The sequence below is a fragment of the Polyangiaceae bacterium genome (genome assembly GCA_020633235.1).
Taxonomy (GTDB): Bacteria; Myxococcota_A; Polyangia; order Polyangiales; family Polyangiaceae; genus JACKEA01.
The window spans coordinates 118,060-143,093 of record JACKEA010000004.1; the positions used below are offsets into that span (position 1 = coordinate 118,060).

General features: G+C 66.8%; 23 protein-coding genes. 11 read left to right on the plus strand and 12 right to left on the minus strand.

Annotated features, from left to right (window positions below; translation table 11 throughout):
• The first annotated feature begins 277 nt into the window (after nucleotides 1-277).
• Both H6717_21860 and H6717_21865 read left to right on the plus strand, forming a co-directional pair.
• Nucleotides 278-1,087, plus strand: coding sequence for a hypothetical protein (locus H6717_21860; GenBank protein ID MCB9579691.1), 810 nt, complete (start codon nucleotides 278-280; stop codon nucleotides 1,085-1,087).
• A gap of 211 nt (nucleotides 1,088-1,298) precedes the next feature.
• Nucleotides 1,299-1,715 carry a hypothetical protein gene (locus H6717_21865; protein ID MCB9579692.1) on the plus strand — a complete coding sequence of 139 codons (417 nt, stop codon included), beginning with the start codon at nucleotides 1,299-1,301 and terminating at the stop codon, nucleotides 1,713-1,715.
• Between the two features lie 30 nt (nucleotides 1,716-1,745).
• Here the strand turns inward: H6717_21865 and H6717_21870 are convergent, their stop codons facing one another.
• Together H6717_21870 and H6717_21875 are read right to left on the minus strand one after the other, a co-directional pair.
• Nucleotides 1,746-2,279: a hypothetical protein gene (locus H6717_21870; protein MCB9579693.1), complete on the minus strand. Its 534-nt coding sequence runs from the start codon at nucleotides 2,277-2,279 to the stop codon at nucleotides 1,746-1,748.
• Between the two features lie 336 nt (nucleotides 2,280-2,615).
• A complete protein-coding gene (locus H6717_21875) occupies nucleotides 2,616-3,296 on the minus strand; it encodes a CHAP domain-containing protein (GenBank protein MCB9579694.1) in 681 nt (226 codons plus the stop codon).
• A 146-nt stretch (nucleotides 3,297-3,442) separates the two neighbouring features.
• On the opposite strand from H6717_21875, the gene H6717_21880 reads away from it, so the two are divergent.
• Genes H6717_21880 through H6717_21890 form a run of 3 tightly spaced genes read left to right on the plus strand, consistent with a single transcriptional unit; the run spans nucleotide 3,443 to nucleotide 6,994 of the window.
• On the plus strand, nucleotides 3,443-5,281 hold the full coding sequence (locus H6717_21880; GenBank protein MCB9579695.1) for a hypothetical protein: 1,839 nt from the start codon (nucleotides 3,443-3,445) through the stop codon (nucleotides 5,279-5,281).
• Between the two features lie 37 nt (nucleotides 5,282-5,318).
• Complete coding sequence (locus H6717_21885; GenBank protein MCB9579696.1) at nucleotides 5,319-6,386, plus strand: glycosyltransferase family 2 protein; 1,068 nt, start codon at nucleotides 5,319-5,321, stop codon at nucleotides 6,384-6,386.
• Nucleotides 6,314-6,994, plus strand: coding sequence for a class I SAM-dependent methyltransferase (locus H6717_21890; GenBank protein ID MCB9579697.1), 681 nt, complete (start codon nucleotides 6,314-6,316; stop codon nucleotides 6,992-6,994). The genes H6717_21885 and H6717_21890 overlap by 73 nt, the downstream gene beginning before the upstream one ends.
• Here H6717_21890 and H6717_21895 read toward each other — a convergent pair.
• The gene (locus H6717_21895) at nucleotides 6,991-7,938 is read right to left on the minus strand and encodes a serine/threonine protein kinase (protein ID MCB9579698.1); all 948 of its coding nucleotides are present in this window, start codon (nucleotides 7,936-7,938) and stop codon (nucleotides 6,991-6,993) included. The genes H6717_21890 and H6717_21895 overlap by 4 nt on opposite strands.
• Before the next feature lie 58 nt (nucleotides 7,939-7,996).
• On the opposite strand from H6717_21895, the gene H6717_21900 reads away from it, so the two are divergent.
• The 3 genes from H6717_21900 to H6717_21910 are packed head-to-tail and all read left to right on the plus strand — an operon-like array spanning nucleotide 7,997 to nucleotide 12,777.
• Nucleotides 7,997-10,237 carry a glycosyltransferase family 39 protein gene (locus H6717_21900; GenBank protein MCB9579699.1) on the plus strand — a complete coding sequence of 747 codons (2,241 nt, stop codon included), beginning with the start codon at nucleotides 7,997-7,999 and terminating at the stop codon, nucleotides 10,235-10,237.
• Between the two features lie 21 nt (nucleotides 10,238-10,258).
• Nucleotides 10,259-11,230: an NAD-dependent epimerase/dehydratase family protein gene (locus tag H6717_21905; GenBank protein MCB9579700.1), complete on the plus strand. Its 972-nt coding sequence runs from the start codon at nucleotides 10,259-10,261 to the stop codon at nucleotides 11,228-11,230.
• Nucleotides 11,227-12,777, plus strand: coding sequence for a hypothetical protein (locus H6717_21910; protein MCB9579701.1), 1,551 nt, complete (start codon nucleotides 11,227-11,229; stop codon nucleotides 12,775-12,777). Before H6717_21905 ends, H6717_21910 begins: the two co-directional genes overlap by 4 nt.
• A gap of 167 nt (nucleotides 12,778-12,944) precedes the next feature.
• Here the strand turns inward: H6717_21910 and H6717_21915 are convergent, their stop codons facing one another.
• Nucleotides 12,945-13,337 (minus strand): hypothetical protein, encoded by a 393-nt coding sequence (locus H6717_21915; GenBank protein MCB9579702.1) that lies wholly within the window; start codon nucleotides 13,335-13,337, stop codon nucleotides 12,945-12,947.
• Here H6717_21915 and H6717_21920 point away from each other — a divergent pair.
• A complete protein-coding gene (locus H6717_21920; GenBank protein MCB9579703.1) occupies nucleotides 13,336-14,118 on the plus strand; it encodes a hypothetical protein in 783 nt (260 codons plus the stop codon). The two genes, H6717_21915 and H6717_21920, sit on opposite strands and share 2 nt — an antisense overlap.
• A gap of 85 nt (nucleotides 14,119-14,203) precedes the next feature.
• Here H6717_21920 and H6717_21925 read toward each other — a convergent pair whose 3' ends face one another.
• Genes H6717_21925 through H6717_21935 form a run of 3 tightly spaced genes read right to left on the minus strand, consistent with a single transcriptional unit; the run spans nucleotide 14,204 to nucleotide 17,862 of the window.
• Nucleotides 14,204-16,417 carry a glycosyltransferase gene (locus tag H6717_21925; GenBank protein ID MCB9579704.1) on the minus strand — a complete coding sequence of 738 codons (2,214 nt, stop codon included), beginning with the start codon at nucleotides 16,415-16,417 and terminating at the stop codon, nucleotides 14,204-14,206.
• Between the two features lie 3 nt (nucleotides 16,418-16,420).
• The gene (locus tag H6717_21930; protein ID MCB9579705.1) at nucleotides 16,421-17,359 is read right to left on the minus strand and encodes a discoidin domain-containing protein; all 939 of its coding nucleotides are present in this window, start codon (nucleotides 17,357-17,359) and stop codon (nucleotides 16,421-16,423) included.
• Complete coding sequence (locus H6717_21935) at nucleotides 17,356-17,862, minus strand: hypothetical protein (GenBank protein MCB9579706.1); 507 nt, start codon at nucleotides 17,860-17,862, stop codon at nucleotides 17,356-17,358. The genes H6717_21930 and H6717_21935 overlap by 4 nt, the downstream gene beginning before the upstream one ends.
• A gap of 47 nt (nucleotides 17,863-17,909) precedes the next feature.
• On the opposite strand from H6717_21935, the gene H6717_21940 reads away from it, so the two are divergent.
• Nucleotides 17,910-18,509: a hypothetical protein gene (locus H6717_21940; protein MCB9579707.1), complete on the plus strand. Its 600-nt coding sequence runs from the start codon at nucleotides 17,910-17,912 to the stop codon at nucleotides 18,507-18,509.
• Here H6717_21940 and H6717_21945 read toward each other — a convergent pair whose 3' ends face one another.
• Nucleotides 18,510-19,916 (minus strand): mercuric reductase, encoded by a 1,407-nt coding sequence (locus H6717_21945; GenBank protein ID MCB9579708.1) that lies wholly within the window; start codon nucleotides 19,914-19,916, stop codon nucleotides 18,510-18,512.
• A gap of 392 nt (nucleotides 19,917-20,308) precedes the next feature.
• Complete coding sequence (locus tag H6717_21950) at nucleotides 20,309-20,950, minus strand: hypothetical protein (protein ID MCB9579709.1); 642 nt, start codon at nucleotides 20,948-20,950, stop codon at nucleotides 20,309-20,311.
• Between the two features lie 133 nt (nucleotides 20,951-21,083).
• Between H6717_21950 and H6717_21955 the strand changes: the two genes are divergently transcribed.
• Entirely contained in the window at nucleotides 21,084-21,686 is a 603-nt protein-coding gene (locus H6717_21955) for an MBL fold metallo-hydrolase (GenBank protein ID MCB9579710.1), read from the plus strand.
• On the opposite strand, the gene moaA is transcribed toward H6717_21955, so the two are convergent.
• Genes moaA through H6717_21970 form a run of 3 tightly spaced genes read right to left on the minus strand, consistent with a single transcriptional unit; the run spans nucleotide 21,671 to nucleotide 25,010 of the window.
• The gene (moaA, locus tag H6717_21960) at nucleotides 21,671-22,672 is read right to left on the minus strand and encodes a GTP 3',8-cyclase MoaA (protein ID MCB9579711.1); all 1,002 of its coding nucleotides are present in this window, start codon (nucleotides 22,670-22,672) and stop codon (nucleotides 21,671-21,673) included. The two genes, H6717_21955 and moaA, sit on opposite strands and share 16 nt — an antisense overlap.
• 53 nt (nucleotides 22,673-22,725) lie before the next feature.
• A complete protein-coding gene (locus H6717_21965; protein MCB9579712.1) occupies nucleotides 22,726-24,084 on the minus strand; it encodes a DUF4403 family protein in 1,359 nt (452 codons plus the stop codon).
• A 38-nt stretch (nucleotides 24,085-24,122) separates the two neighbouring features.
• A complete protein-coding gene (locus H6717_21970) occupies nucleotides 24,123-25,010 on the minus strand; it encodes a hypothetical protein (protein MCB9579713.1) in 888 nt (295 codons plus the stop codon).
• Between the last annotated feature and the right edge of the window lie 24 nt (nucleotides 25,011-25,034).

Genomic DNA, 25,034 nt, shown 5'->3' on the forward strand with positions numbered 1-25,034 from the left:
AGCGAGGCCCGGGGCCTCCGTGATGGACCGCAGCTTTTGGCCGGATCCCGCCCGCTTTTCTCGATCAGGATGTTGGTCCGCCGCGGAACAAAGGCGTTCCGCCAGCCACCCTGGGCGTCCCTTCCCCCGAGGTTCGGAGCTTGGCGCCGTGGTCCGCGTCCTGCACGTCGCGAGACAGATCTCGTCGCGGACGAGCGTCGTAGCTTCTGGCGCGTTTCGTCGATTGCTTGGCGCGATAGTCGGGTGGGAGCCGATCGAGCCGCTCGTACAATGTCCCATGCGCAGCATAGGGGTGATGGTCCTGGGGCTGGTGGTCGTGGCCTGCAGCTCGCAGGCCGGAAACAACGGCGGTGGAGGTAGTGGCGCGAACGGGGGCACCGGCGGCTTCGGCAACGCGGGGGGCTCCGGCAACTCGGGTGGGGCCGGCAATGCCGGGGGCGCCGGGGGCGCTTCTGCCGGCACCTGCATGGACATCATGGCCTGCATCGTGAAGTGCCCCGACGCCGACGCCACGTGTCCCGACACCTGCTACGCGGCCGGGAACCCAACGGGTCAGAGCCAGCTCTTGGCGCTGCTCGACTGCATGTCGAAGAACCAGTGCAACGACGCGCCGTGCACCGAGACGCAGTGCTCGAACGAGCTCTCCACGTGCCTCGACTCCAGCACGGATCCGGGCGGAACCACCAATCCTGGCGGAAACGTTCCGCCCGGCAGCATTCCGCCGGAGCTGGTCGGTGACTGGAGCAGCGCCGGCGCCGACGAGGTTTCGGAGCTCATCTTCGGCGCCGACGGATCGGCGCAGCACATCAACTACAAGAACTCCGGCATCGGTTCCTGCGGCGTGTCCATCGTCGCGTCGTGGAAGGTCGGATCGGTCGTCGCATCGGGCGATCAGCTGACGATAACCCTGGGCCCCGGCTCGACCTCGGTGGTGTGGGACGCGGGCTGCGGCGAGAGCTACGTGAACCCGACGGAAGGGCGGGTTCTGACCTACAAGTATGCGCTCCAGACCACGGGAACGCCCGGCATGTGGCTCACGGACCTGTCCTGCACCGGACAGTACTGCGAGGACTTCTACAAGAAGTAGGCCGCTGCCTGCCACGCCCAGGGAGTGTCGAGTTGCCACCGCCGCAGCGACGATGTGATACGTCGCCTTCATGTCGAAATGGACACTTGGAGCGGCGCTCCTGCTCCTGTCGATCGTCGGCTGCTCACGATCTCATGGAACCAATCGAGCCGTCGATTCCGGCTCCAGCTCTGGGACGAGCACGAGCTCCAAGAAAGTCGACCTTCTGCCGGTGACTGACGGACTGCAGCCGCCGCACCTGCGTGAGGCTCCACTGTTGGAGAAGGTCGCGCGTATCCCCGCTCGTGAGCATGGCGCGAAGGGTGAAACCGTAGCAAGCAGGGTCTACGGAGACGGCACGTACTACATGCTCGTTTCCGAGCTGAACGGAGCTCCCGTGTCGCCTCGCTGGTCGAAGCTCTCGTCCCTCGAGCCCACCGGCGTCGAGCAGCTGAAGGCGCTGTTCGCTCGCGCGTGTAGCAGTCCGGACACCGTGCGCACGGACGACAGCGGGCACGTCGAGTACCGCGTGACGTCGGAGCGATGCACGCGAACGTTCGTCAACGGTTTGCCGTCGAACCAGTCCCCCGTCGTCAAGGCGGACGGCATCATCAATGCGACGATGAAGCCCATCCCCCCGGGCCCGTAGTCGCTTGGCCGAAAAAGGGTAGAGCCGCGCTCACTTCTTGGGCGAGAACTTCCAGCCGTGTTCGGTCCTGAAGAAGGGTCGCGTCAGTCCGGGGCGCTCTTCGCCGTTCCGCCGCACGATGGGCCGCACCAGCGCGAACTCGAGATCTTGGGTGATCTTCTCGTTCTCGCTCGCCTTCAGAACGCCGCGCTCGACCACCTCGACACGCACCACTTCGGGGACTTCTGCTTCGGACTCCCTCGGCTTGATGAAATCGCCCAGCGCGGCGTCGAATTCGTCGCGCTGGATCTGCTTTTTCGTCAGCGCTTGCATCTCTTCGAAGCTGAGCGCGAGCTCCGTCGCCGTCCGAGTATCCCCGGTGTACACCGCGCGATAGAAACGCAGCGCCACGTCTTCAACGCTCGCGTCATCCTTGACGGGTGTGGTGGAGGGCGGAGCCGCATCGCTGACCTCCGCGCTCGCGACCGGTTCGGTCACCACGACCGGCGGCGCCGGCCGAGGGCGGTGCTGCTCCGAGCCACAGCCCAGCACCAGCAGCAGAGCCAGGCCGCTCGAGAAACGCATGAGGGCAGCTACGCAACGGGGGGCTCGATTGTGTCTGTGCTGCCGCAACGCTACGCCTCATCCCAGTGTTGGGCGCCGGCGCCGAATCACGAAGATCTCGCCCGGCATTGCGTTGCGAGCGCAGCTTGGAAGGGGCCTGCCGGTGGCCAACCACTGTTCGCGGCAGAGGGAGCTCATGGCGGCGAATCGCTCGAGGAGCTCTGCGTACGAAGTCCGGACACACACAGTCTCGCCGGCGGCAAGAGTTGCACGCTGCGCATTAGCGTAACGCTCGCCCTGTGTCGTCACATACAGTCACGCGAGCATTCTATCACGGGGCGGCCCGCAAGCAGCGCGCTACGCGACGGGCCGACCGATGGCCATCTTGGTCGTCAGGATCCAGCCCGAGCGCAGGCCGAACCAACCGTAGGCATAGGGCGCGCCCGTCTCGGGATGCGCGAGCACCAAGATGGTGCCGATGCCGAAGCCGTCCCGTTCGGTCCCGCGTCGCGTGTCGTGATCGTGCTGGTAGCGGGACGCATCGGCGATCCGGAGCAAGTAGGCGTTGGGGTGACCCGCGACGGCTTTGGGCGGTGCCACGACGAACGCGACGTGACCCGTGTTGACGGATCGAATCTCCTTGGGCCTCAGCCACGCGATCACGTCTCCGGGCAGGGTGTCCGCCACGCGCGCGACCCGCGCCCAACCCCAGCGCGGCTTGTCGGCTTTCGTTCGAGCGATGCGGCGGTAGTAGTCCCGCGCCAGTGGCCGTCCTCCGGCAGTCCACGCGACCGCGGAGCCCGCCTTTGGTGCGGAGCGGCGGAGCACCCAAGCAACCATGCCGGAGCAGTCGAACTCGTAGCTCCCGGCCTTCTCGTTGACGCGGGTTACGTGGCTGTAGCGGCCTTCCACGAGGTTGTTCTGGATGCCATCGACCACGCTCATCACCCGGGGTCCGCGGCTTTCCGTATCCTCGGCCCGAGCTCCGGTCGCCGCGAGGGCGATGGTGATGCCAAGCGCGAACCTGGTGCCAAGCATGACCAGAGTCTGTCACTGCATTCGAGTACTTGCCAGCAACGCGATGGTAGTGTCGGCGCGCCATGCCCAGCGAGAGAACCTCGAAACCGCTTGCGGGGTTGCGCGCTGCATGGCGCGAGAGCGCTTGGCCTGACGTCGCGATTGCCATGCTTCTCTTCATCGGTACGCTGCTTCTGCTTCGCGTCTACCTGTTCGACGCAATGCCTACGTTGCGCGGAAAGGTGGACTATTGGTCGGACGAAGGTACGGTCCTGTACAACGCTGACCGCCTGCGTCGCGGGCACGTGCTCTACCGAGACTTCTTCGACTTCAAGGGGCCAGTGGGCTTCTTGCCCTTCGCCTTTGGGTTCTCAGTAGCCGGTCCAGGCGTTGCGAATGGGCGATTGGCGATGTTCGTCGTCATCGGACTGCTCACGGTCGCCACCTACGCTGCGACGAGGCTCGTCACCGAGCGTCGCGTCCCCTCTGTTGCCGCTGCGCTGGCGGTCCCACTCGTGGCCTGGCCGATGTGGCCATTCGCATACCAGGACTTCACGACGCAGCTGTTCTTGTTGCTCGGCGTGGTCGCACTGCTTTGGCAAGGAAGCCTCACCTCCCGCGCTGCGGTGGCCGGGGTCTCGTGCGCTCTCGCAGCATGGACAACTCTCTCCCAGGGCCTACCAGGGGCAGTTGCACTCATGGTGGCCATCGCGCTCTTTGCCTATGTGACCGACGGTGCGCGTGGCGCGCTTCGGGTGGGTGGGAGCTTCTTTGTGGCGCTCGCGGCGACCAGCGGGGCAGTTGTTGGGACGTTTGCGGCGCAGGGGGCGGGAACCGCGCTGGTGCGTTCGGTGTTTGTGTTCCCTTTCCGCTACTACATGTCGCCCATCAACCAGATCGTCTACGGCGCGGATCGCCAGGACTATGTCGACCGATGGGCGAAGGTTGGAGTCTTGCCTGGTGAGCTAGTGCGAATCATCACGGCGGCAACTGTCACCCTGCCGTGGATTGCGCTCGTTGTCGGTGGCTGCGCGGGAGGGATGCTGCTGGGAGCTGCTCTGCAAGCTCACCGCGTTCCCCGGCGAAGCCCGGCGGAGGCCAAGGACCTCCTACGGTGGACCGTGCCAGGCGCACTTGCCGCGCAAATGCTCCCCATAATTGCCGGAACTACTCGTTCGGATCTGGCTCATATCGGGTTCGTGGTTCCAAGCGCCGTGGTCGTGACGTGCATGGCTCTCGGACGCCTGCCTGCATGGTGGGACGGACGCACGTTCCCGCTGCTTCAACGCCTTGGTTTGGCGCCGCTGGGTGTGGTCGTCGTTGCCGCACTGGGGTTCTATGGGTTTCACGTTCGCGAGCCGTTCGTGAAGCGGGACCTGGACGTGGAGGCCAAACGGAGACTTGATGTGGGATACATCACCGCGCTCACGCGTGAAGACGACACCATCTTCTCCCCGCGTTTGGGCGGATACACCTACCTGCTGTCTGGGCGTGACAACGCGACGCGCTACGCCACGTTGGGTTTCGGGGAATACTACGAGTCGCAATGGCCCACCGCGGCCTTGGAGGTGCGCGAACACCGTCCGAAGCTGCTCATCGCCAACCGCCGCGAGCTGGACGCACTGGTGCGATTCCAGCCCGAGCTTCGCGGTCGCTATGTTGCGGTGCCTGGCGGCTACCTCTTGACCGAGGGCGCTGGGCCGCATCCGTCCTTGGGAAAGACCTTCCGCATCGAGCGTTCGAACCTACCTTCACGGCCTGTCCTCGGTAACGTGGAATTCGGTCGCGTTACGCCAAATGTCCCTCGGCTTTCGGCGCGTTTGACTGAGGTGGGGCGTCCGCCACAGCAGGTACTGGCCATCTGCCATGGCAATCGGTTGGCGGTCTTCGCCGGTGGGCGTGCCTTCGTGGGCACGCTTGCTGGCGACGGCCGCAGCTGGAAGGGGCAGATGTTCCACGGCAGGTCTTCGGTGGGGACGTTCGAAGCGCGAGTGGTCGGAGATTGAGCCAGCAGCGTCCTGGGTGATACACCTTGGCCGAGTCGTGAAGCTCATCATCCAGATCCCGTGCTTGAACGAGCGTGACCACCTGCCGGCCACGTTCGCGGACTTGCCGCGTCACATCGACGGCATCGACGAGATCGAGGTGCTGATCATCGACGACGGCAGCACCGACGGCACCAGCGAGGTGGCGGCGGAGCTCGGGGTGCATCACATCGTTCGCTTCCCCAAGAACCGGGGGCTCAGCGCGGCGTTCATGGCCGGTATCGACGCCTGCATTCGGCTCGGGGCGGACGTCATCGTCAACACGGATGCGGACAATCAGTACCGCGGGAACGACATCCAGCGGCTGGTGGCACCCGTTCTCAGCGGCCAGGCGGACATCGTGGTGGGGGATCGTCAGACGGACACCATCGAGCACTTCTCGCCGCTGAAACGTGTGTTGCAGAAGTGGGGGACCCGCGTGGTGCGTCGCGCTTCCGCCACCCACGTGGAAGATGCCACCAGCGGGTTTCGCGCCATGAGCCGCAAGGCCGCCTACCACGCCTTCGTGCACAACCGCTTCAGCTACACGCTGGAAACGCTGATCCAAGCGGGGCGCGCGGATCTCGTCGTGTCCAACGTGAAGATCCGGACCAACCCCAAGACGCGGGAGAGCCGTCTCTTCACCGGCATCCCGGCGTACCTCAAGCGCAATGGTCCCGTCATCTTTCGGTCCTACGCGATGTACCGCCCGGTGCAGACCTTTGCGTACCTCGCCGCGCTGCTGCTCTTGGCGGGCATCGCGATCATCGCGCGCTTCGTGGTGCTGTACCTGCAAAACCCGGGGTACAGCGGGCACATTCAGTCTTTGGTGTTGGGGGTGGGCTGCGTGATCCTGAGCTTCATGGTCGGTCTCGTGATCATGATCAGCGACCTCTTGGCCATGAACCGCCGGCTGATCGAGGAAGTGTTGAGCCGCGTGCGGCGCCTCGACGCGCAGCTCGACCGTGAAGAGCAGCCCCAGGTGGAGGGGGTGCACAGCACCGGAGCCGTACCATGGCGTCCGGGAGGTACCGCGTCGCGCCAACAAAAGAAGACGGAAGCTCGGGTGGAGGAAGCGAGCCCGTGAGCGCAGATGCAGACGGCGTGCTCGTCGGCAACGTGTACGACAAGTACGGCACCAAGAACCCCATCGCGCGGGCGATGATGAGCGAGTTCCTCGCTGCGGTGACCGACCTCTACTCGCGCGTACGACCGGCATCCGTGGTGGAGGTGGGCTGCGGCGAGGGCAACCTGGCTGCACACTTGTGGACCAACGCTCCCCGACCGAGGACCTTCGAAGCGTGCGACGTGAGTCTTGGGCAGCTGTCGTCCGGGCTCCCTCCCGAGATCGTCTTTCGTGAAGCGTCCATCTACGAGCTGCCGTGGCAAGACACGAGTGTGGACCTGGTGGTGTGCTGTGAGGTGCTGGAGCATTTGGATGATCCGGCGCGGGGACTGCGGGAGCTGGCCCGTATCTCGAAGCGCGCGGTGCTCCTGAGCACGCCGCGGGAGCCGCTGTGGCGCGCGCTGAACCTGGCGCGCGGCAAGTACTGGCGCGATTGGGGGAACACGCCGGGGCACGTGCAGCACTTCAGTCGGCGGGGACTGACGCGGCTGGTGGAGCGAGAGCTCGAGGTGAAGGCGTCCAAGAGCCCCGTGCCTTGGACGGTGCTCTTGGGCGAGCCGCGGCGTTAGCGAAGCAGCAGCACCACCAGGACCACGATCAGGCCTGCGACGGCCAAGGCGTACAGGGGCAGGCGCGAGCGATACAGACGCCCGAACGCCCGGCCAGCCTCCGCGGCATCCGCGAAGCGCTGCTCCGGATCTCGGGCCACTGCCCGGAAGAACCAGCGATCGAAGCGCGATGGCAGGCGCTCCGCCAGACCCTGCTCGCTGGCGCGAAGGGAAGCCGGGGCGATGTCACCTCGGACCAGCTCCACCGAGAGCTCCGCCAAGCTGGAGCGCTCCTGGGCGTGACGCCAGTAGAGCTTGCCCGTGTACAGGTAGTACACGAGCAGGCCGAGCGCCCAGACGTCCGCCCGAGGTGAGGGGACCCAACCTTCGCGACCCTGCTCCGGAGCGGTCCACATCGGCGTGCCGAGGCCGGCACGCGTACTGTTGAAGGTGGCGGCGTCCATGCTCTTGGCGACGCCGAAGTCACCGATCTTGAGCTGGGCGTCCCGGGTGACGAAGACGTTGTCCGGCTTCAGGTCCCGGTGGACCACGCCCGCGGCGTGAGCGGCGGCGACGGCCGCGATGAGCTGACGGGAAAGGCGCTCAGCCACCTCGGCGGGAAGCGGCGCGCTTCGCTCCATGAAGGCATCCAGGGTCTCGCCTTCCACGAGCTCCATGGCCAGCCACGGCCTGCCGTCCGTCACGCCGGCGTCCAGGGTCTTGGCGACGTTCTCGCTGTCGATGCGCGCGCCGACGCGTGCCTCGCGCTGGAAGCGGTGGAGTGCCTTGTCTTCCGTGAGCAGCTTGGGGTGGAGCACCTTCAGCGCGACGCGGGTGCCGTCGGTGCGCGTCGCCTCGTAGACGTTGCCCATGCTGCCGCGGCCGATGCGGCGCACCACGCGGTGTCCGGCCAGCTCGTCGCCGGGGGCGAGCACGGTGCGGACATCGGGGTCGGAGCGAGGCACGATCCCCTTTTACCGGGATGTCGACTCCCTCCCCACACTGTTCTAGCTTACCGCCCGCATGTCACGCGCCCGGGCCTTGTTTCTGCCCTCCGCCGAGCCGGATGCCAGCGGGCGTCCCCACGCGGACCCGCGCGTGGAGCGCGTCGCGCTCGTCGTCACCGTGCTGGCGTGCACCTGGTTTGCCCTCGCGGCGTTCTGGGGCATCAACGCACCGTTCGGCTCGGGGCACGTGTCCAGCATCGCTGCCCGCGGGATCATCGCGGAGAACATCTGGCAGTGGCACATATTGGCGCCGGTCAAGCAGATCGTTCTCGAGCCGCCGGACCCCGCGCTGTACTACAGCCACCACCCGTGGGGTCTGTACTGGCCCACCGCGCTCATCTACAAGATCTTCGGTCGACAGGATCTGGTGTGCCGGCTGCAGGCCGCGCTGCTCAGCTCCGCCTGCCCCGTCCTGCTGTACGCCACCGGTCGCGCCCTGTATGGCCCCGTTCAAGGGGCCGTTGCCGCGTTGGCCTTCGCCACGCTACCCATCACGCTCGCCTTCGCGAACTTCAACGGCTACGAGGTCGCCGTCGTCTTCGCTGGGTTGTTCGTCACGTGGTCCACGATTCGCATGTGGCAGACCTGGCGCAAGCGGTACCTGTTGCTGTCGATCTTGGGCGTCCTTTGGGCCGTGAACACGGACTGGGAGGTCTACGTCTTCTTGGCACTGGCGGTGGGAGTGCTGGGGACGGCCGGCATCGTGCTGCCGTCGGGCTGGTTCGGTCGGGTCGACATTCGGCGCTTCGCCCAGTGGTGGATGTTCGCCGTTGGGATCTCGGTGCTCGGGGGAGTGGGCTATCTCGCCGTATTCAAGCACTTCAATCACTTGGATGATCTGCTGCAATCGGCCACGCAGCGGTCGGCTGGCAATGATCTGCCGCTAGAGAAGGTCCTCGAGCACCGACGCTACTGGATCGCGCTGATGTTCACGCCCTTGGCGATCTTCATCGCCAAGGCAGCCGTGCCCCTCTTTGCCTTGCGCTTCGTGCTGCTCCGCAGAGTGCTCGACATCTTCCCGTTGGCGCTCCTGGCCATGGCCGGCTTCGAGTACGTGTATTTCAAGCAAGCGGCGGACGTGCACATCTACTGGCCCCACGTCTTTTCGCCGTACTACGCGTTGTCCGTCGCCGTCTTCGCGCACGTCTTCGAGCAGTCGCTCTCGAGGCTCGTGCGCTGGATCCGCCGCCGCGAGGCGGTGCGAGGGCCCGCCTACGCGGCGCTGGGCGTGTCGGCCCTGGTACCCCTCGCCATCTTGCCCGACGGCGCTTCGACCCTGGTGTACTCGAAGCATACGGGGCAGCGGATGAACGACGATGGCCACGTCATCTACCAGGACGTGGATCGCGCCGCCGCGTTGGAATGGATCCGCCACCACATCGAAGGCCGCACCACAGTCGCTACGTTCGGAATGCAGACCGGTTGGTCCGTCGAATGGGCGCTGGACCGACCGACGCGGGCGACTCGCACGTTGCCCAACCCACGGACCAAGCAGCCGGAGCGCTACTTCTTGTTCGATGCGCGCTTCCTTGCGGGGGAGCAGCAGCTCACCCTGATGAAGTCGTTTGCCATCACCACACTGGGCCCCATCTGGCTCTTGGATCGCGAGGCGTCGCGCGGCCCGGCGGACGTTCACATCCTCGCGGCGAAGCAGCCGACGCTGCTGCAGCGTTACTTCATCGCGCCGGTGGATCCGGTCTACCGCGTGGAGAAGGACCCGTTCGCCACCTGGGAAGTTCGCTACCACTACGAACAGACTCCCAACCCGCCTCCCACCGAGCCTGCCGCCACTGCGGAGCAGCGTCGCATTGCCCACAACGTCGCCGTGGCCAACGGAGATACCGCGTTGGCTCAGCGGCTGGAGGGGGAGATCGTGGCGGAGCTCGATACCAGCGTGGCCACCGACTACGAAGATGGTACGCGGCTCATCGGCCAACACTACGACTCCAAGCTGCGCCACGAGCTGTGGCTCTACTTCCGCGCCGGCGGTCCCGCGCCGGGAGCGCGTCGCTTCAGCATCCGGACGACGGTGCTGGAGAAGAAGCCGCTCAGCCTGGTGACGGCGGACGACAAAGTGAAGGGCGTTGCTGCGCTCTTCGAGATCGACCCTACGCTGTGGAAGAAGGGCTTCGTCTACGTGGCGCAGGCCGAAATCCGCAAGCGGCCGGGGCGAGAGCGCTTTGTCGGCTACTGGATGCAGAATCTGCCGCGGGCCGTGGGCGGAAAGACGAGTATCCGGCTGCTCGAGCTTCAATGAGGCCGTGGTAAAGATGCGCTCGTGACCTCCCAGCATCCTCTAGCTTCGGCAAACGTTCTCGTCACCGGCGGCGCCGGGTTCATCGGCTCTCACTTGGTGCGCGAGCTCGTGCGGCGTGGCGTCGGTCGCGTCGTCGTTCTCGATTCGCTGCGCTACGGAGATCCCGGCAACCTTGGCGCCCTTTCGGACAACGTGCGCCTGGTGAAGCACACGTTGGGTTTCGACGACCGCGCCGAGCTCGAGCGCGCTCTCGATGGCGTGAGCTACGTCTTCCACCTGGCGGCGGAGAAGCACAACCAATCCAAGGACGACCCGGCGCGGGTGTACCGAGCCAATCTCGAAGGCACCCACACGCTGTACGAGGTGGCCGCCGCAGCGGGCGTGAAGAAGGTCGTGTTCAGCTCCTCGCTGTACGCCTATGGCCGCATGAAGGGCGAGCCCTTCTCCGAGACGGAAATCCCGAAGCCGCAGACCGTGTACGGCATCACCAAGCTGGCCGGTGAGCACGTGCTGCGCTTCTTCGAGGTTCAGCACGGAATGGAGTGGAACGCGCTCCGTTACCTGTTCGTGTACGGCCCCAAGCAGTTCGCAGGCATGGGCTACAAGTCCGTCATCGTGAAGAACTTCGAGCGGCTCCTCGCCGGACAGCCACCCACGGTGTACGGGGACGGCAGCCAGACCCTGGACTACGTGTACGTGGACGACGTGGTCGACGCCACCATTGCCGCCATGGAGCAAGGCGTCAGCAAAGAGGTGCTGAACGTCGGGTCCGGCAACGCCACTTCCGTGGCCATGCTCATCGATCGGATGATCGCGGTGAGTGGCAAGCAGGTCGAAAAGCAGTTCGAGCCGCCGGATTGGACGGCGGGCACCACGCGCGTGGGCAACGTCGACAAGATCGCCCGCGTGCTCGGCTGGAAAGCGCGCACGTCCCTCGATGAAGGATTGGCGCGCACCTTCGCCTGGATCTCCGAGCACAGCGCCGGAACATGAGCCGCGTCGCCGACCGGCTCCGCGCACTCTCCGCCAGCGACGCGGCCTGGTGGACGCTGGTCCTCGCCTTCACCATCGCCGTGCTCTTGCCCTGGTGGAGCACGCGGATCCTGCCGCTCATGGACTACCCGATGTTCCTGAGCTTCGTGCGGGTGTTCCAAGACCACGACAATCCCGCCTCTCCGTTCCATGGCAGCTACACCCTCGGTTTGCCCTTCTCTCCGCTGGTGGCGCCGATATTGCTCACGGCAGCCCTGGCAAAGCTCACCTCGATCGAAACCGGCGGCCGCCTGCTGTGGACGTTCTTCGCGTTGGGGCTGCCGGCTTCGGCTTGGTTTCTGACGCGCACGCTCGGCCTCAGTCGCTTCAACGTGCTCTTGGTCTTTCCGCTGGTGTTCGCCAAGTGGACCAGCTCCGGGTTCACGGGGTTCGTGACCGGCCTGCCGTTGGTGTTGCTGGCCTATGCGCTCGCAGCCCGCTACCTCATGCATCGCAGCCGCGGACGCGGCATCGCCGTCGGCGCCCTCATGATCGTGCTGGTGATGTGGCATGCGCTGATCGTGGCTCAGGCGCTGCTGGGCCTCGGCATCTTGTGGCTGTGTTGGCGCGCCCCGAACGTCAAGACTCGGTTCGTCGCGCTTTGGCCCATGGCATTGCCAGCGGTTCTCCTCGCGATCTGGTTCTTCTACAATTTCGTGGGTCATGGCGCGGGAGCGGGGGCCAAGATGACGCCGCCGTTCTGGCCACCGCCGCGAGAGCTGTTCGACGCACAGAAGATGTTCTGGGCGGTGCTCATGCTGTGGCCGGACTCCGACTTGTACGCGAAGGCGCTGCTCGTCGCGCTCGTCGTCGGCATCCTGTTCGGCGCTCGCGCGCGGATCTTCGCCGCGCCGGACGCCCCCACGGGTGATTGGCACGTGAAGAACCCCATGGCGGTCATCGCCCTGGTCGCGTTCGTTTGCTACTTCGCATTGCCCATGCACGCCTTTGGCGTCGCCATCATCAGTCAGCGCTTCGTGTGGTTCGCCGCGGTGTTCATGGCCGTCGCTTGGGACTGGCCTCGACATCCCATCGCTCGCGCCGTGGCGATTGCCTTGCCGGTGCTGGTGGCGGCGCGCTTCTTGTGGGAGGTGAACGCCCACTTCCGGGCGTTCAATCGAGAGACCGTGGCGGCTTCTCGCCTTATCGACGAAATTCCGGATCGGTCCACGCTCATCGCGCCGCTCGGTAGCGCGGAAACCAAGGCGTTCCTCAACAAGCCCATCCGAGAGGTGCAGCAGTACGCGACCATCCGCAAGGGCGGCCTCCCCACGACGTCTTTCGCGGGCTACGGCATCAACTACGTCCGCTACGTGAAACGCAATCCGAAGCCCGAGCTCTTCCCGTACAACTACCTGCGACACCCGCAGCTGCCGGAGTTCGACTACGTGTTGCTGCGTTCTCCCAGTCGCACGGAGCTCACGTCCCCGCGCCTTCATCTGGAGCGCACGGATGGCGACTGGGCCTTGTTCACCGTCTGTGGCAGCCACGCCCGCCCCCGCTGCTGAACGCCTTCTTTTTGGGCTCTCCTGGGTGCCTGAATGCGATGACGGAGCGCGCAGAGGGACGTGCTACTCGACTGGGTCATGGTTTTTCTGGTCCGGCGCGGCAAAGGGCCGAAGCGTCCCCTCTGCGCGGAACTAGAGACGACATTCGCGAGTGAAGGCTGGCGAGCTCAGCGCGGGGTGAGTCTGCGCAGCGCCTCGCGGATCAGCTGGTCCAAGGGCAAGCGTTCGGCCTCGGTGCCGAGCGCCGCGACCCCCTTGCAGCACTCTGTCTTCTTGAAGCCCATGGTGACGAGCGCCACGCGGAGCTTTTCGCACTTGTCCTTCGCATTCTGAGCTGCGCCCGCGTGCTCCGCCTTTAACGATGCCTCAGCCACGAAGATGTCAGGAGAGCCGTCTTTTTGTTGGTGCGGCGCGATGCCCGCCGCGCCGCGGAATTTTCCGCCGGTGCGACGATGAAACATTCGTGAAGCACAGCGAAACACGTCGTTGTCGAAGCTTTGATGGCGGCAGGCCCATCCCTTCGCGTAAAATCCGGCTTCTATCCTTTCGGAGGTTTTCATGAAGCGAGTGGCCACCGTGGCGTGTGTGTTGGGACTGCTCGGCAGCAGCCTGTCCCTCTCGTGCAGTAGCTCGGACGATGGCGGGGCAAGTGGCGGCAGCAGCGGCAGCGGCGGCAGCTCGGCGACGGGGGGCGCTTCCGGCAGCAGCGGCAGCGGTGGCAGCGGCGGCACGTCGGCGACGGGTGGAACCGGAGGTGGGACCGGGGGCAGCGGGGGATGCGCTGGCGCGGATACCAACAACGATCCGAACAACTGCGGTGGCTGCGGCTTCGTGTGCCCGACGGGGGCGAGCTGCGCGGCCGGCAAGTGCAAGTGCCCCACGGGCACGGATGCCTGCGGCACCGAGTGCAAGGACGTCACGTCGGACAACGCCAACTGCGGCGCGTGCGGGAATCCGTGCAGCGGCGTGGAGACCTGCAACGCGGGCAAGTGCGAGTGCAACAGTGGCGCACCCGTGAAGGCGTTCGCCGCCGACGTACAGCCCATCTTCGATGCCAGCTGCGCCACCGCCAAGTGCCACGCGGGCGCCACCGCGGAAGCGAACCTCGATTTGACCGGCGGCAATGCCTACGCGGCGCTGGTGGGTGTGGCGACGGATCAGTGCAATGGCAATCGCGTGCGCGTCACCGCCAGCTCACCGGCCGACAGCTACCTGATGAACAAGCTCACCGGTCACGGCATGTGCACCGGCAAGCGGATGCCGAAGGACAAGCCCGCGCTGGCGCAGACGGACATCGACACCGTGGCCGCGTGGATCTGCGCTGGCGCCAACGACGACTGAAACGTGTGCGGCGCTTGCCGCCAAGAGGTCCCTCTTGGCGGCGGCGCGGGACACGGTGGTTCCGCGCCGCACCAACAAACAAATGTCAGTTGGTGTCGATGCGGCGAGGAGCGCCGGATTGGAAGTCCACGGCGAGGCGCGACACGCTGGCCAAGCGCTTGCCGGTGCGGACCATGTCGATGTTCTCGACGAACTCCACGTCTATTTGCATGTCGCTGCCCAGGTACTCGCGGAAGGTCGCGAGGATCTCTTGCAGCGCGTCGTCGGAGTAGCGTCCGCCCTTCACCACGCGGAAGGTCATGGCGCCCTCGCGCTCCTGCACCACCTGGAAGCGCTGGATGGCGTGGTCGAACTCCTTCAGGTAGTGCGCGAAGAAGGTCCCCGGCACGTAACGGCGATCGGTTCCCTGGATGATGGACTGCACGCGCCCTTCGATGCTGCCCAGGAGCGGTAGACCGCGGCCGCAGGGGCACTCGAAGTCGGGGTCCATGGCCACGGCCAGGTCGCCGATGCGATAGCGGATGAAGGGCAGGCAGAAGTTGTTGAGGTCCGTGACCACGACCTCGCCGACCTCTCCGGGGCGGGCCGGCTCTCCGTCCCGCAAGATCTCCACGATGTAGCCCTCGCCCACGATGTGATGCCCGGTGTGCGCCTCGCACTCGTAGGCAATGCCGGAGAACTCGCGAGAGCCGTACTTGTCGAACACCTTGCAGCCGAAGGCTTCCTCGATGAGCTTGCGGCTGGTCTCGGGCAAGGTTTGAGCGCTGCTCATGAGGGCGCGCGGGCGCACGTCCACGTTGCCCTTGGTCTTCAGGTAGTGCGCGAGAAAATCGAGGGCCTCGGCGTAGCCGTCCATCAGCACCGGCTTCCAGTCGGCGATCTCGCGCACCATCTCGTCGAGCTTGTCGTCGCTCATCTCGAACACCGGGATGAACTTGCGGCGAGAGAGCTTGGCGTCGAGCTGCTCCTTCAGAGCTTGGCTCTTGCTCATGCCGAGCGTCTGGTGCCAGAGGCGCACACTGGGGTCGCCGAACTCGTAGCCCGTCCACTCTTGTGAGCGCAATGTGGCGGACCAACGGAACTCCAGCTGAGCCCGATCCGCGAAGCACACGAAGGGCTCGCCCGTGGAGCCGCTGGTGGTGATGCGCAGCACCTCGTCCTTGTCGTGGTTCTCGCTCAGGATGTCGAAGTAGACGTGGTCCCGCACGTCCTGCTTGGTCAAGAACGGCAGCTTGTAGAGATCCGCCTGGCCTCGGATGTCCTCCGGGCGGATGCCGGCTTCCCGCATGCGGTGTCGGTAGTAGGGCACGTTGCGGTACGCGTGGCGCACCAGGCGGCGGAGCTTTTCGTCCTGCAAGTCCCGGAGGTGCGTGGGGGAAAGCCACTGCGTCTTGCGCAAGAGCTCGTAGTAGCGCTCTACGTCCCGCGTGATCATCCAGTGGGTCTGGTTGAAGAAGCCGAGATACGCCTGCCATTCCACGCGGCGCGCCGGGCTCATCGGCTTGCTGCGATCCACCACAGGGTGGCGTCGAAGGAACTGCTCCGAGACGTCCTTCGGCTTTTGCCGGATGCGGTACTCCCACGCCGCCTTGCCCAGATCCACCAAGGCCTTGGCGGACGCCCGATACGCAGTCCCGTCCAAGAAGCTCTTACCGGCGCGGCGGTTCTCGAACAGCGTTTCGATTTGCTTGTAGGAGTAGCCCTTGGCGTGGGCCGCCACCATGATGAACGACTGCCAGTAATAGTAGTGGCCGCGATAGGTGAGCAGATCTTCCATCACCTCCTTGGCGCACATCACGAACCCGCTCTTGTTGTCTTGCAGGTCCATGCCAAAGGTCTTGTTCAAGAGCGTGTTGAGACCGCGGCTCAAGTTGTAGCGCGTGCCCCGCTCTCGCCCGACGGCGCTGCGCCAGCCCTGCACCACGTCCACGCTGTGCTCGAGGAGCGCGTGGTACAGGCGCAGGAGGTCCTCCGGCTGGTACTGGAGGTCGGCGTCGATCACCGCCACCACGGGCGCTCGAGCGGCCCCCACACCCGTCTTCCAGCCATGGGCGATGCCCATGTTCTGCGGGTGGAAGCGCCCGACGACCTCCCCGGGGTACTCTTTCTCGGCTTGCTCGATGGCGGCGCGGGTGCCGTCGGAGCTACCGTCGTCCACCAGGATCAGCTCACCCTTGAGCTTGCCGCGGCGGAAGACCTCGACCACGCGGCGGGAGAGCTCGGGGATGTTCAGCTCTTCGTTGAAGCAAGGAGCGATGACCGAAAGCGCGAAGTTTTCCATGCTCAGCGGCCGAACCATAGCTCATTGTGGTTTGCCGTACACCTCGACCTCGCCGAGGCACAAGTGCCCGGGATTGTTCTTGCTTCGGATGCGAACGTAGCGCGCGAGCTCGCCCGAGAGCCGGGCCTTCCAGGGCGAGGATTCGCTGAACGGCTCACTACGCTCGGCGACCTGCTTGAAGTTGTCGCCGTCCGCGGAGAGCTCGATCACCAACGGCACCAGGGTCTCGTCCTTCTCGGCGCGGCCGAACACCCGCACCTCGCTGATGGAGTGGTAGCGGAGCAGGTCGATGCGGAGCCAAGGCTCGCGCTCCTGGTTGGTGATGAAGCCGCAGCGCCCGTTGAGCACGCCGTCCGTGGCTCCCGTGGCGGGGGGCGTGCCCGGACGCCGGCTGCTGGCGATGGCAGGCTTGTCTCGCCCGATGTTCTTGGGCGCGTTCGCGGTGAGCAGCAACGCGATAACCAGTGCCACCGGCGCGACCACGAAGAAGAACAGCTTCAGGCCGCGGAGCACGCGCAGACGCCGCGGCGTTCGCGTCTCGAATTGATCGCACACGAATCGCAAGAGCCGATCCGCCTCGTCGCGCCGCCGCCGCGCCTCGCTCGCCTTCAGGCGATCGGGCGCCAGCGAGTCCGGCTTCGTCATCAGCGCTTCCAGGCCGCGCAGGGCCTTCGGAATTTCGCCTTCCAGCTTGGCCCACGCCACCTGCGGCGGCAGAGGATCCGTGAGGGTCTCGGTGCGTGCCACCAGCAGGGCGGATACCGCCAGCCCGAAGGCTTCGCGGTACAGCGCGAGGGCGGCGGTGTCCTGACCGTCGTCGCTCAACGCTCGCGCGGCCGTCGCGCGCGCCAGCGCCGCGCCGCCGAACTGCCGAACGCGCATCGCGTCCCGGTAGCTGGTGGCGCGTTCGATCGCGCGGCGCCCGAGCAGCGGCTCGGTCAGTCGAGCCCAGATACTCACGGCCTTCCCGGAGGTGGCGGTGGCGCGTAGTAGACCGGCGCCGGCGGGAACCGACGGCGTTCGGCGTGGTCGTTGTAGATGTTGATGGCGTCGTACTGATACGGCTGCGCCGAGATCAGGACCACGGAGCCGGCGATTGTCGTACCCACGGCGCAGGCCAGGGCGCCGAGGCCCACCGTGGTCTGCGTATCAGTGCGGTCTTCCCGCGGAGAAAGCAGGACGATGCCCCCCACCGCGCAGGCGGCGCCCAGCACGCTGAGGACGAAGCCCGACGTCATTCGCGATTCGTACGTCTCCGCGGCTTCCCGCGCTTCGGGGTCGTCGCTCACCGCCTCCACCAGACCGCTCCCCGCAAAGCCGTGCGGATAGCGTCGCCCATCCCGCTCGTACGCCGGGGAGCCGCCCTCCATCACGATGGACAGCCGAGGACCCCGCTGCGGCGTGTAGTGCGTGGAGCACGCCGAGAGCTCGAGGGCGAGCAGCGCCAGGGCCAACCGTTTCATGCGCGCCGGACCGTACCAGAGGGATCCCCGGGGGGTACACTGGGCTGGTGGATCTCACGGCGCTGGCCTGGGCAGGCGATGCGGAAGGTACCGCGGCGGCACTGAAAGCGGGGGCGGATCCGCTGGAGCAATGCCCCTACACCGGCATGACCGCGCTGCTCGCCGCTTGTGAGGCAGGTCACGCACCCGTGGCGGAGCTGCTGCTCCGCGCCGGAGCCGATCCCAATCACCAGCATCGGGATGGCTACGACTGCTGGGGCTCCACCAAGAGCGACGCGGTCAAGCACCTCTTGCTTCGCTTCGGGTGCACGTTGACTCGCGAGGCCAACGAAGAAGCCCGCGGCAAGCGCGGTCGCCACGTCCTCGCGCTCACTCCTCACGACTCCACCTGGACTGCGACGGTGCCGGGTCGGTCATTGGAAGTGGAGGCGAAGCTCGCGACCCTTCCGCCCAAAGCCGGCAGTGCGCGCTTGGTCGTGGGAGAGAGCGTGGAGCTCGACGTCGGCGCGGTGCACTACCGGGACCAATCCGAGGTCAGCCTCGTGCTGTCGGGTTTCGTCGGCGAGGTCTGGGTCCGCATCTACGATCGGGAAACCCTCGCCCACAACGCCGGGCCTCTGAGCTTCTGGCTGCCCCCTTGGGATTGATCAGCGAAGCCAGCGGAACCATCGCGCCATCCAGTGCGCCACGGAGGGCGTGAGGCGCGAGCGGTTGTAGGCATCGCCCAGGCGTTTCACGAGCTCCCCGGTGGTGGGATAAGGAAACACGGTGCTCGAAACCGCGCTCAAGTTCAGCCCCGCGCTCATGGCCAGACACAGCGTTGCGATCAGGTCCCCCGCGTTGGGCGCAACGATGGTCGCACTCCGGATGCGCCCGCGCGAGTCGTGAAGAACCTGGGCGTAGCCTTCGGTGTGCCCTTCGACGATGGCGCGGTCGTTGTCTTCCAGGTCGACGCCGATGGACGCCAAAGTCTCCCCTTCGCTCGGCATTCCGACGTGGGCCACTTCGGGATCGGTATAGGTGACCCAAGGAATCACCAGCTCCGAGGCGCGCCGCCGCCCGAAGAACAAGGCGTTCTGCAGCACCAGGCGCGCCATCGCGTCAGCGGCGTGGGTGAACTGCCACATGCCCGCGACGTCCCCGGCAGCGTACACGCGGCGGTTGTCGGTGCGCAGGTGAGCGTCCACCACGACGCCGCGGTCGTTCACTCTCACGCCTGCTGCGTCGAGTCCGAGCTCCTCCACGTTGGGCCGACGTCCGGTCGCTACCAAGATTGCGTCCGCGGAAACACTACCGGTCGAGGTCGCGAGGGTCGCACCATCCACGCGCTCCACGCGCACGGCCGTGCGCACGTCCACGCCATCTCGGATCAAGCTCGCCGCCACGATCTCGGCTGCGCGCGCTTCGTCCCGCGGCAAGAGCCGCGGCCCTTGCTCGAGCAGCGTGACCTGCGATCCCAGCCGTGCAAAGGCTTGCGCGAGCTCCACGCCGATGGGTCCGCCTCCAATGATGGCGAGACGCCGCGGAAGCTCCGTGAGCGAGAACACGGACTCGCTCGTCAAGAAGCCACTTTCCGCGAGGCCCGGGATGGGCGGTACTGCCGGGCGCGCGCCCGTCGCGATGACTGCGCGGCGAAACTCGAGCTGCGTCCCTTCCACCGTCACGGCGTCCGGCGCCACGAAGCGAGCGTCGCCGAAGTACACGTCGACTCCGGCGCCCGCCAGCCGCGCCGCCGAGTCGTGGGGAGCGATGTCCGCGCGGGTCCGCCGCACCCGCGCCATCGCCGCCTCGAAATCACCAGCCTTCGCGGCGGCCAGCAAGGCCTTGGACGGCACACAGCCCGTCACCAGGCAATCGCCGCCGAGCAGCGCGCGCTCGACCAGCGCCACCTTCGCTCCCAAGCCGGCTGCGCCCATTGCGGACACCAGGCCCGCCGTGCCGCCACCGATCACGACCAGGTTGTAGCGGCCGTGGGGCGAAGGATTCTTCCAGCCGCTGGGGCGCACCGCCTCGACCAGGCGCTGGTTGTCTTCGTCCCAGGGGGAGAGCCGCACGAGGAGTGTACGGTGACCGACCTTCGTTGGTTTGCGGACAAAAAAAAGGCGCGGCGGTTCAGACGGAGGGGGGGTACGTCTGAACCGCCGCGCGGGAGAAAAACACGGCGACCTGAACGGAGGGGGGGGACGTTTAGGTCGCCGTGCGGAGAGAACACGGTGCTCAGTCGGAGGGGGGGGACGGCCGAGCACCGTGCAGTAGAGTTCGGCGGGGGTGGAACCTTTCTGGCGATCCCTGACCGCCGCCGCTCATATTGTTTGCAGGCGCCGTGCCAAGCTGAGAGTGGTGATCTCTGGGCCCTTAGCGCGCGATCTGCAGAGTTGGCTTTCAGATCTGAAATAGCGCAATGCGTCGCAGAAAGCGGAGCGCATGGAAAGTGTCCCTGGCCGGCTCAGCGCCAGCGCGGGTCGTCCGCGATCAACCACTCGAACGCGTCGCGGATGGCGTCGTTCAGGGGGCCACCAAAGACGTGTCCGGCGCCCGCGGTGTATTCGCGCCGCCCCGACAAACCAACTCTGCGGATCCATTCGAGAGATCGGGTGGCGTCGCGCGCGCAGTGGGATTGTCCACAGACGAAGGCGACGCGTTTGCCTCCGCCTTCGCGGAAGCGGGTGGCCGTGGGCACGTCCCATTCTGATGCACCGCCTTCCACCAGCAGCAGTCGCGAGAAACGGTCCGGGCGGCGCGCGGTGAACAGCGCGCCCATGATCGCCCCCTGTGAATAACCTGCGTATATCGCGGGGCCGCGGTCAGCTTCAGGGAAGCGTGCGTGGAACGCGTCGACGGCGGCCAGCACCTCGCTCTCGAGCCGGTGGTGGTCGCGATAGAACCAGCCGGAGTCGGGAGCGCGGGTCATCGGAATGCCGCGGGGACACAGCACGAAGCCTCGCGCGCCGACGAGGTCGCGCCACCACGCGCAGTGCTCCTCGGCGCGATCGCCCGCTCCGTGCGCCGCCACCAACAGCGGCCCCCGCGCGCCCGGCGGCACCGATACCACCGCGGGCCGCTCGCCCTCGATCTCGAGATCGATCACCTCGCCACCCGGCTTGGCCGTGGGCACTTCCGCGTGTCGTGGTGCGGGACGCGGAACGGGTTTGGCGCAGCTCACGAGCAGCACCAGCAGCGAGAGTTGACGGATCCAGCGGGGCGCGTTAGCGCCTCGATCGATGAAACGCCTGCATCGCCCCGACCTGTACGGGTGGTCTCGGTTCGACGAAGCGCGCAACATCGATTTCCACAGCGTGCTCTGGGTGCGCGAAGGGGGCAACGTCGTCATCGACCCCTTGCCCCTCACGGAGCACGACGCGCACCACCTGCGGGAGCTCGGCGGTGTTTCGCTGATCGTGGTGACCAACTCGGATCACGTGCGCGCCGCGGCGGAAATCGCGCGAGAGCACCACGCGCGGGTCGCCGGGCCCGTCGCCGAGAAGGCGACATTTCCCATTCCGTGCGACGTGTGGCTGGCGGACGGAGACGAGCCCGTGCCCGGCCTCACGGTGCTTGCCCTTTCGGGATCGAAGACCGCCGGGGAGCTGGCGCTGGTGCTCGAGAAGCGCACGCTGATCACGGGGGATCTCGTTCGCGCCCACGAGGGCGGCAAGCTGTGCCTCTTGCCCTACGGCAAGCTCGAGGATCTCGAGCAGGCGCGGGCTTCCGTACGCCGCTTGGCGGCGCTGTCGGGCATCGAAGCCGTGATCACCGGAGACGGCTGGCCCATCTTCCGCCACGGCGCCGAAGCGCTGGCAGAGCTGGCTCAGCCGCCGATGTAGCTCATCTCGATGCGCCGGGCGCCCTGAGTCTCGGCCGAGCGCTGCTCGGAATAGCGATCTTCGCGCCCCCGCCACAGGGCGCGCACCAGCTTCTCGAGCTGGGCATCGTCAGCGCCGCTGCGGAGCAGCTCTCGGAGATCCGTGCCCGCGCTGGCGTACAGGCAGGTGTACAGCGTGCCCTTGGCGGAGAGCCGGAGGCGCGTGCAATCCCCGCAGAACGGCTGCGTCACGCTGGTGATCACGCCGATCTCTCCGCTGCCATCGGCGAAGCGAAAGCGGCTGGCGACCTCGCCGCGATACGCCGGGTCTGCTTCTCGAAGGGGCAGCTCGCGATGGACCCGTTCCACGATCTCGCGTCCGCTCACCACCTCGTTCAAGCGCCAGCCATTGGTGCTGCCCACGTCCATGTACTCGATGAAGCGCACCGTGTGGCGCCCCTTGAAATGGCGCGCCAGCTCCACGAGGGTGTGGTCGTTCACGCCGCGGCGAACCACGCAGTTGATCTTGATCGGGCCGAGCCCCGCGGCGGCCGCGGCCTCGATGCCGGCAAGCACTTCATCCACGCCGTAGTGCGCGTCCGTCATCGCCCGGAACACGCCCTCGTCCAGCGAGTCCAAGCTCACGGTGACGCGACCGAGCCCGGCGGCAGCCAGCTCCCGCGCGGACTTCTCCAGCAAGGAGCCGTTGGTAGTGAGCGCGAGGTCCACGTTCAGCTTCGCCAGTTGCTCCACCAACCTCGGCAATTCTGCGCGGAGCAGCGGCTCCCCGCCCGTGAGCCGCAGCTTGCTCACGCCTTGCCCCACGAACACCCGCGCCACCCGTGTGATCTCCTCGAAGGAGAGCAGGTCCGCACGCGGTAGGAACTTGAAGCTCTTCCCGAAGTGCTCCCGCGGCATGCAATACCGGCACCGGAAATTGCAGCGGTCCGTCACGCTGATGCGCAAATCCCGGAGCGGCCTTCCGCGGCGGTCTTCTATGGTGGGCAGGTGCTTCAAGCTTCCGAGAGTATTGTTGGTTCGGCGCGGAACCGCCAGGGGTGTCACTGCACGCGGATCGCGGCCGTACCCGTCAGAGACACCACCGGTACCAGGCTCCGTTCGTCGAGCAGCACGGGCGCTACCTCGCTGGGCGAGAGCTTCACCTCCGCACGGACGGGCTCCGGCAGATCCTCGGAAAGCCGCGCGACCAGGGACTCGAGGGCATTGGGCGCGCTCGCTGCATCCAGGGGCAGCGCGATGGCGGCGTGATCGGTGATCAGCGCACTGACGGCGCTCACGTCCGCACCGGTGCCCGGAGCGGCCGTCACGGCGCGCAGGCGTATGCGCGCCGCGCTGGCGTCGTACCAGGGCTCGGCGAGCAGGTGCGCGTCGCCGCACAGGCGCCCGCTCACGGTGGCCGTGAGCAGCACCCGCGGTATGCCGTTCACGAGCACACCGCGCGCCTTGGCCTTGACCACGTGCACGTCGGCGGCCCGGGCGGAGGGCGCCGCCAGAGAGCGCGTCAGATCCGCCGACACGTCCTCCCAGTCGATGCGCAGCGGCACTTTCAAAGCCACGCCTTCGGCCAGATCCTTCTCGGCGGAGAGCTTGGGCAGCGGGGTGGGGGCAACCGCGTCGTCGGGATTGCACGGCTGTTCCACGCTGAGTGAGCCCAGCACGCCGAAGCGCAGACCCAGCGTGCCGGCGGTGAGCTTCGGCTTCTTCTGCACGATGCCGGAGGGGGCGATGCGCAAGCACGTGTCGCGACCCAGTGCTACCGGCGTGTGGAGCAGGCGCCAGGTCCCTTCCACGTAGGGCTTGAGGTCGGGCACGGAGCCATCGATGCGCCGTTGGATGCCGCCCACCTGGCGCGCGGCGTTCCTGCGGATCTCGTCGGACGCGTCGAATCCGGCGATCACGCAACCGCGCGTGAGGTTTACCGACACGCGGCTGCTGCCGAGTCGGTAGTCGTCCGTGAGGGTGAGGGGGACGCTGGCCACGGCGGCGAGGCGCGGGCTGCAGCGCCCGTAGATGGGGCAGATGGGTCCCAGCGGTTTGCACACGCGCGCCTCGACGGACACTGGGGTGGCCACGACCAGGCGATCCCCCGAGAGGCCGACGTCGAAGCTGCCGCGGGACACGGTGTAGCTCACCTCGCCCGGGGTGCCGATGGGTTGATTCGTCGCTCGCGCAAGCTCGAGGGGCACGTGCTTGCCGAGCTCGCGCTTCAGGGATTGGACCGAGGCGTTCACGTCCACGGCGATGCGTGAGACCGGAGTCTCGACGGCAGGTGGTGCTGGAAGATCCGGCGCCGGACCCGAGAGCACCTCGCTACATTCCCCCGCGCTCGCGCTCTCGGCCCCCGGCCGCGGACCGCAGGCCGCGGCGACGACGAGGACGAGGGGCCAGGGGCGACGCATCGCCCTTGGTCTACACGATGGTCGAGGGCGCGTCGAAGTCACTCTTCGGGATACACGCACACCCGGGTGAAGGCCGGCGCCTGCTGCGCCTCGGGCGGTGCGCAGTCGCTCGCCGCCACGCCCCAGTGTTTCGGGCAATCTGCCACGGTGGCGCACAAGATTGGAAAGTAGCGATCTCCAGCGAAGCCGCGGGTGGCGCAGGAGAACGCTCGAAGCGGCATCTCCGCCATCTTGCCACAGGCGTAACCCGCGCAATCTTTGGCGTTCGCACACCCGAGCCAAGCGATGTCGTCGTCCGGCGCTGCCAGGTTGCCATCCACGTCAGCCACGCACTTGCCGTTCGCGGTGGAGAACTGCCAGCGGCACACCGGCGTCTTGCCGCTGCAGCGCTTGCCCCCGCACTCCACGCCGGGATCGTCCATCCCACAGAAGCCTTGGTTCTTGCCCGGCTCCAGCCGACACGAAAAGCCCGGGCTGCACTTGCCACCGGGCAAGCACGCCTCGGCGATCTCCGTCTGACACTGCTTCTCTTCACAGTCGAGCTTGGCCGGGCAGCCACCGGAGCAGTCGTACGTGCGGCAGCACAAGGAGCCCCGGCCGCAGTCCGCGCTCTCGTCGCAGAACTTGGCAAGCTCGTCGTCCTTGCAGGGCTGCTCCGTGCGCGGGGCGCAGTGCCCGCCGCTACCGTCGCTCTTTGCGCAGCACACCTGAGAGTCGAGATCGCAGGTCTCGCTGCCGCAGCCAATGCGGCCCGGTGTGCCAGCGCGTGCAGGCGGGACAGCGGGTGGCTGAGCAGAGGCAGCGGTCGGCGCGCTGGCCGTGACGACGGGCGTCTGCGCCGGCGGCCTCCCTTCGGCGCAGCCGGCCGCGAGCAAGACGCCGACAACCCAGGAGCCCACTGCCACGCAGACGTAGTGCCGCACCATGGGCCGGGAGCGTAGTCCACCCAA

Excerpts from the sequence above, each read along its gene's own strand:
- H6717_21860 (MCB9579691.1), top strand. The coding sequence starts at position 278 with ATGCGCAGCATAGGGGTGATGGTCCTGGGGCTGGTGGTCGTGGCCTGC.
- H6717_21870 (MCB9579693.1), bottom strand. The coding sequence starts at position 2,279 with ATGCGTTTCTCGAGCGGCCTGGCTCTGCTGCTGGTGCTGGGCTGTGGC.
- H6717_21875 (MCB9579694.1), bottom strand. The coding sequence starts at position 3,296 with ATGCTTGGCACCAGGTTCGCGCTTGGCATCACCATCGCCCTCGCGGCG.
- H6717_21880 (MCB9579695.1), top strand. The coding sequence starts at position 3,443 with ATGCTTCTCTTCATCGGTACGCTGCTTCTGCTTCGCGTCTACCTGTTC.
- H6717_21890 (MCB9579697.1), top strand. The coding sequence starts at position 6,314 with ATGGCGTCCGGGAGGTACCGCGTCGCGCCAACAAAAGAAGACGGAAGC.
- H6717_21900 (MCB9579699.1), top strand. The coding sequence starts at position 7,997 with ATGTCACGCGCCCGGGCCTTGTTTCTGCCCTCCGCCGAGCCGGATGCC.
- H6717_21910 (MCB9579701.1), top strand. The coding sequence starts at position 11,227 with ATGAGCCGCGTCGCCGACCGGCTCCGCGCACTCTCCGCCAGCGACGCG.
- H6717_21920 (MCB9579703.1), top strand. The coding sequence starts at position 13,336 with ATGAAGCGAGTGGCCACCGTGGCGTGTGTGTTGGGACTGCTCGGCAGC.
- H6717_21915 (MCB9579702.1), bottom strand. The coding sequence starts at position 13,337 with ATGAAAACCTCCGAAAGGATAGAAGCCGGATTTTACGCGAAGGGATGG.
- H6717_21925 (MCB9579704.1), bottom strand. The coding sequence starts at position 16,417 with ATGGTTCGGCCGCTGAGCATGGAAAACTTCGCGCTTTCGGTCATCGCT.
- H6717_21935 (MCB9579706.1), bottom strand. The coding sequence starts at position 17,862 with ATGAAACGGTTGGCCCTGGCGCTGCTCGCCCTCGAGCTCTCGGCGTGC.
- H6717_21955 (MCB9579710.1), top strand. The coding sequence starts at position 21,084 with ATGAAACGCCTGCATCGCCCCGACCTGTACGGGTGGTCTCGGTTCGAC.
- H6717_21965 (MCB9579712.1), bottom strand. The coding sequence starts at position 24,084 with ATGCGTCGCCCCTGGCCCCTCGTCCTCGTCGTCGCCGCGGCCTGCGGT.
- H6717_21970 (MCB9579713.1), bottom strand. The coding sequence starts at position 25,010 with ATGGTGCGGCACTACGTCTGCGTGGCAGTGGGCTCCTGGGTTGTCGGC.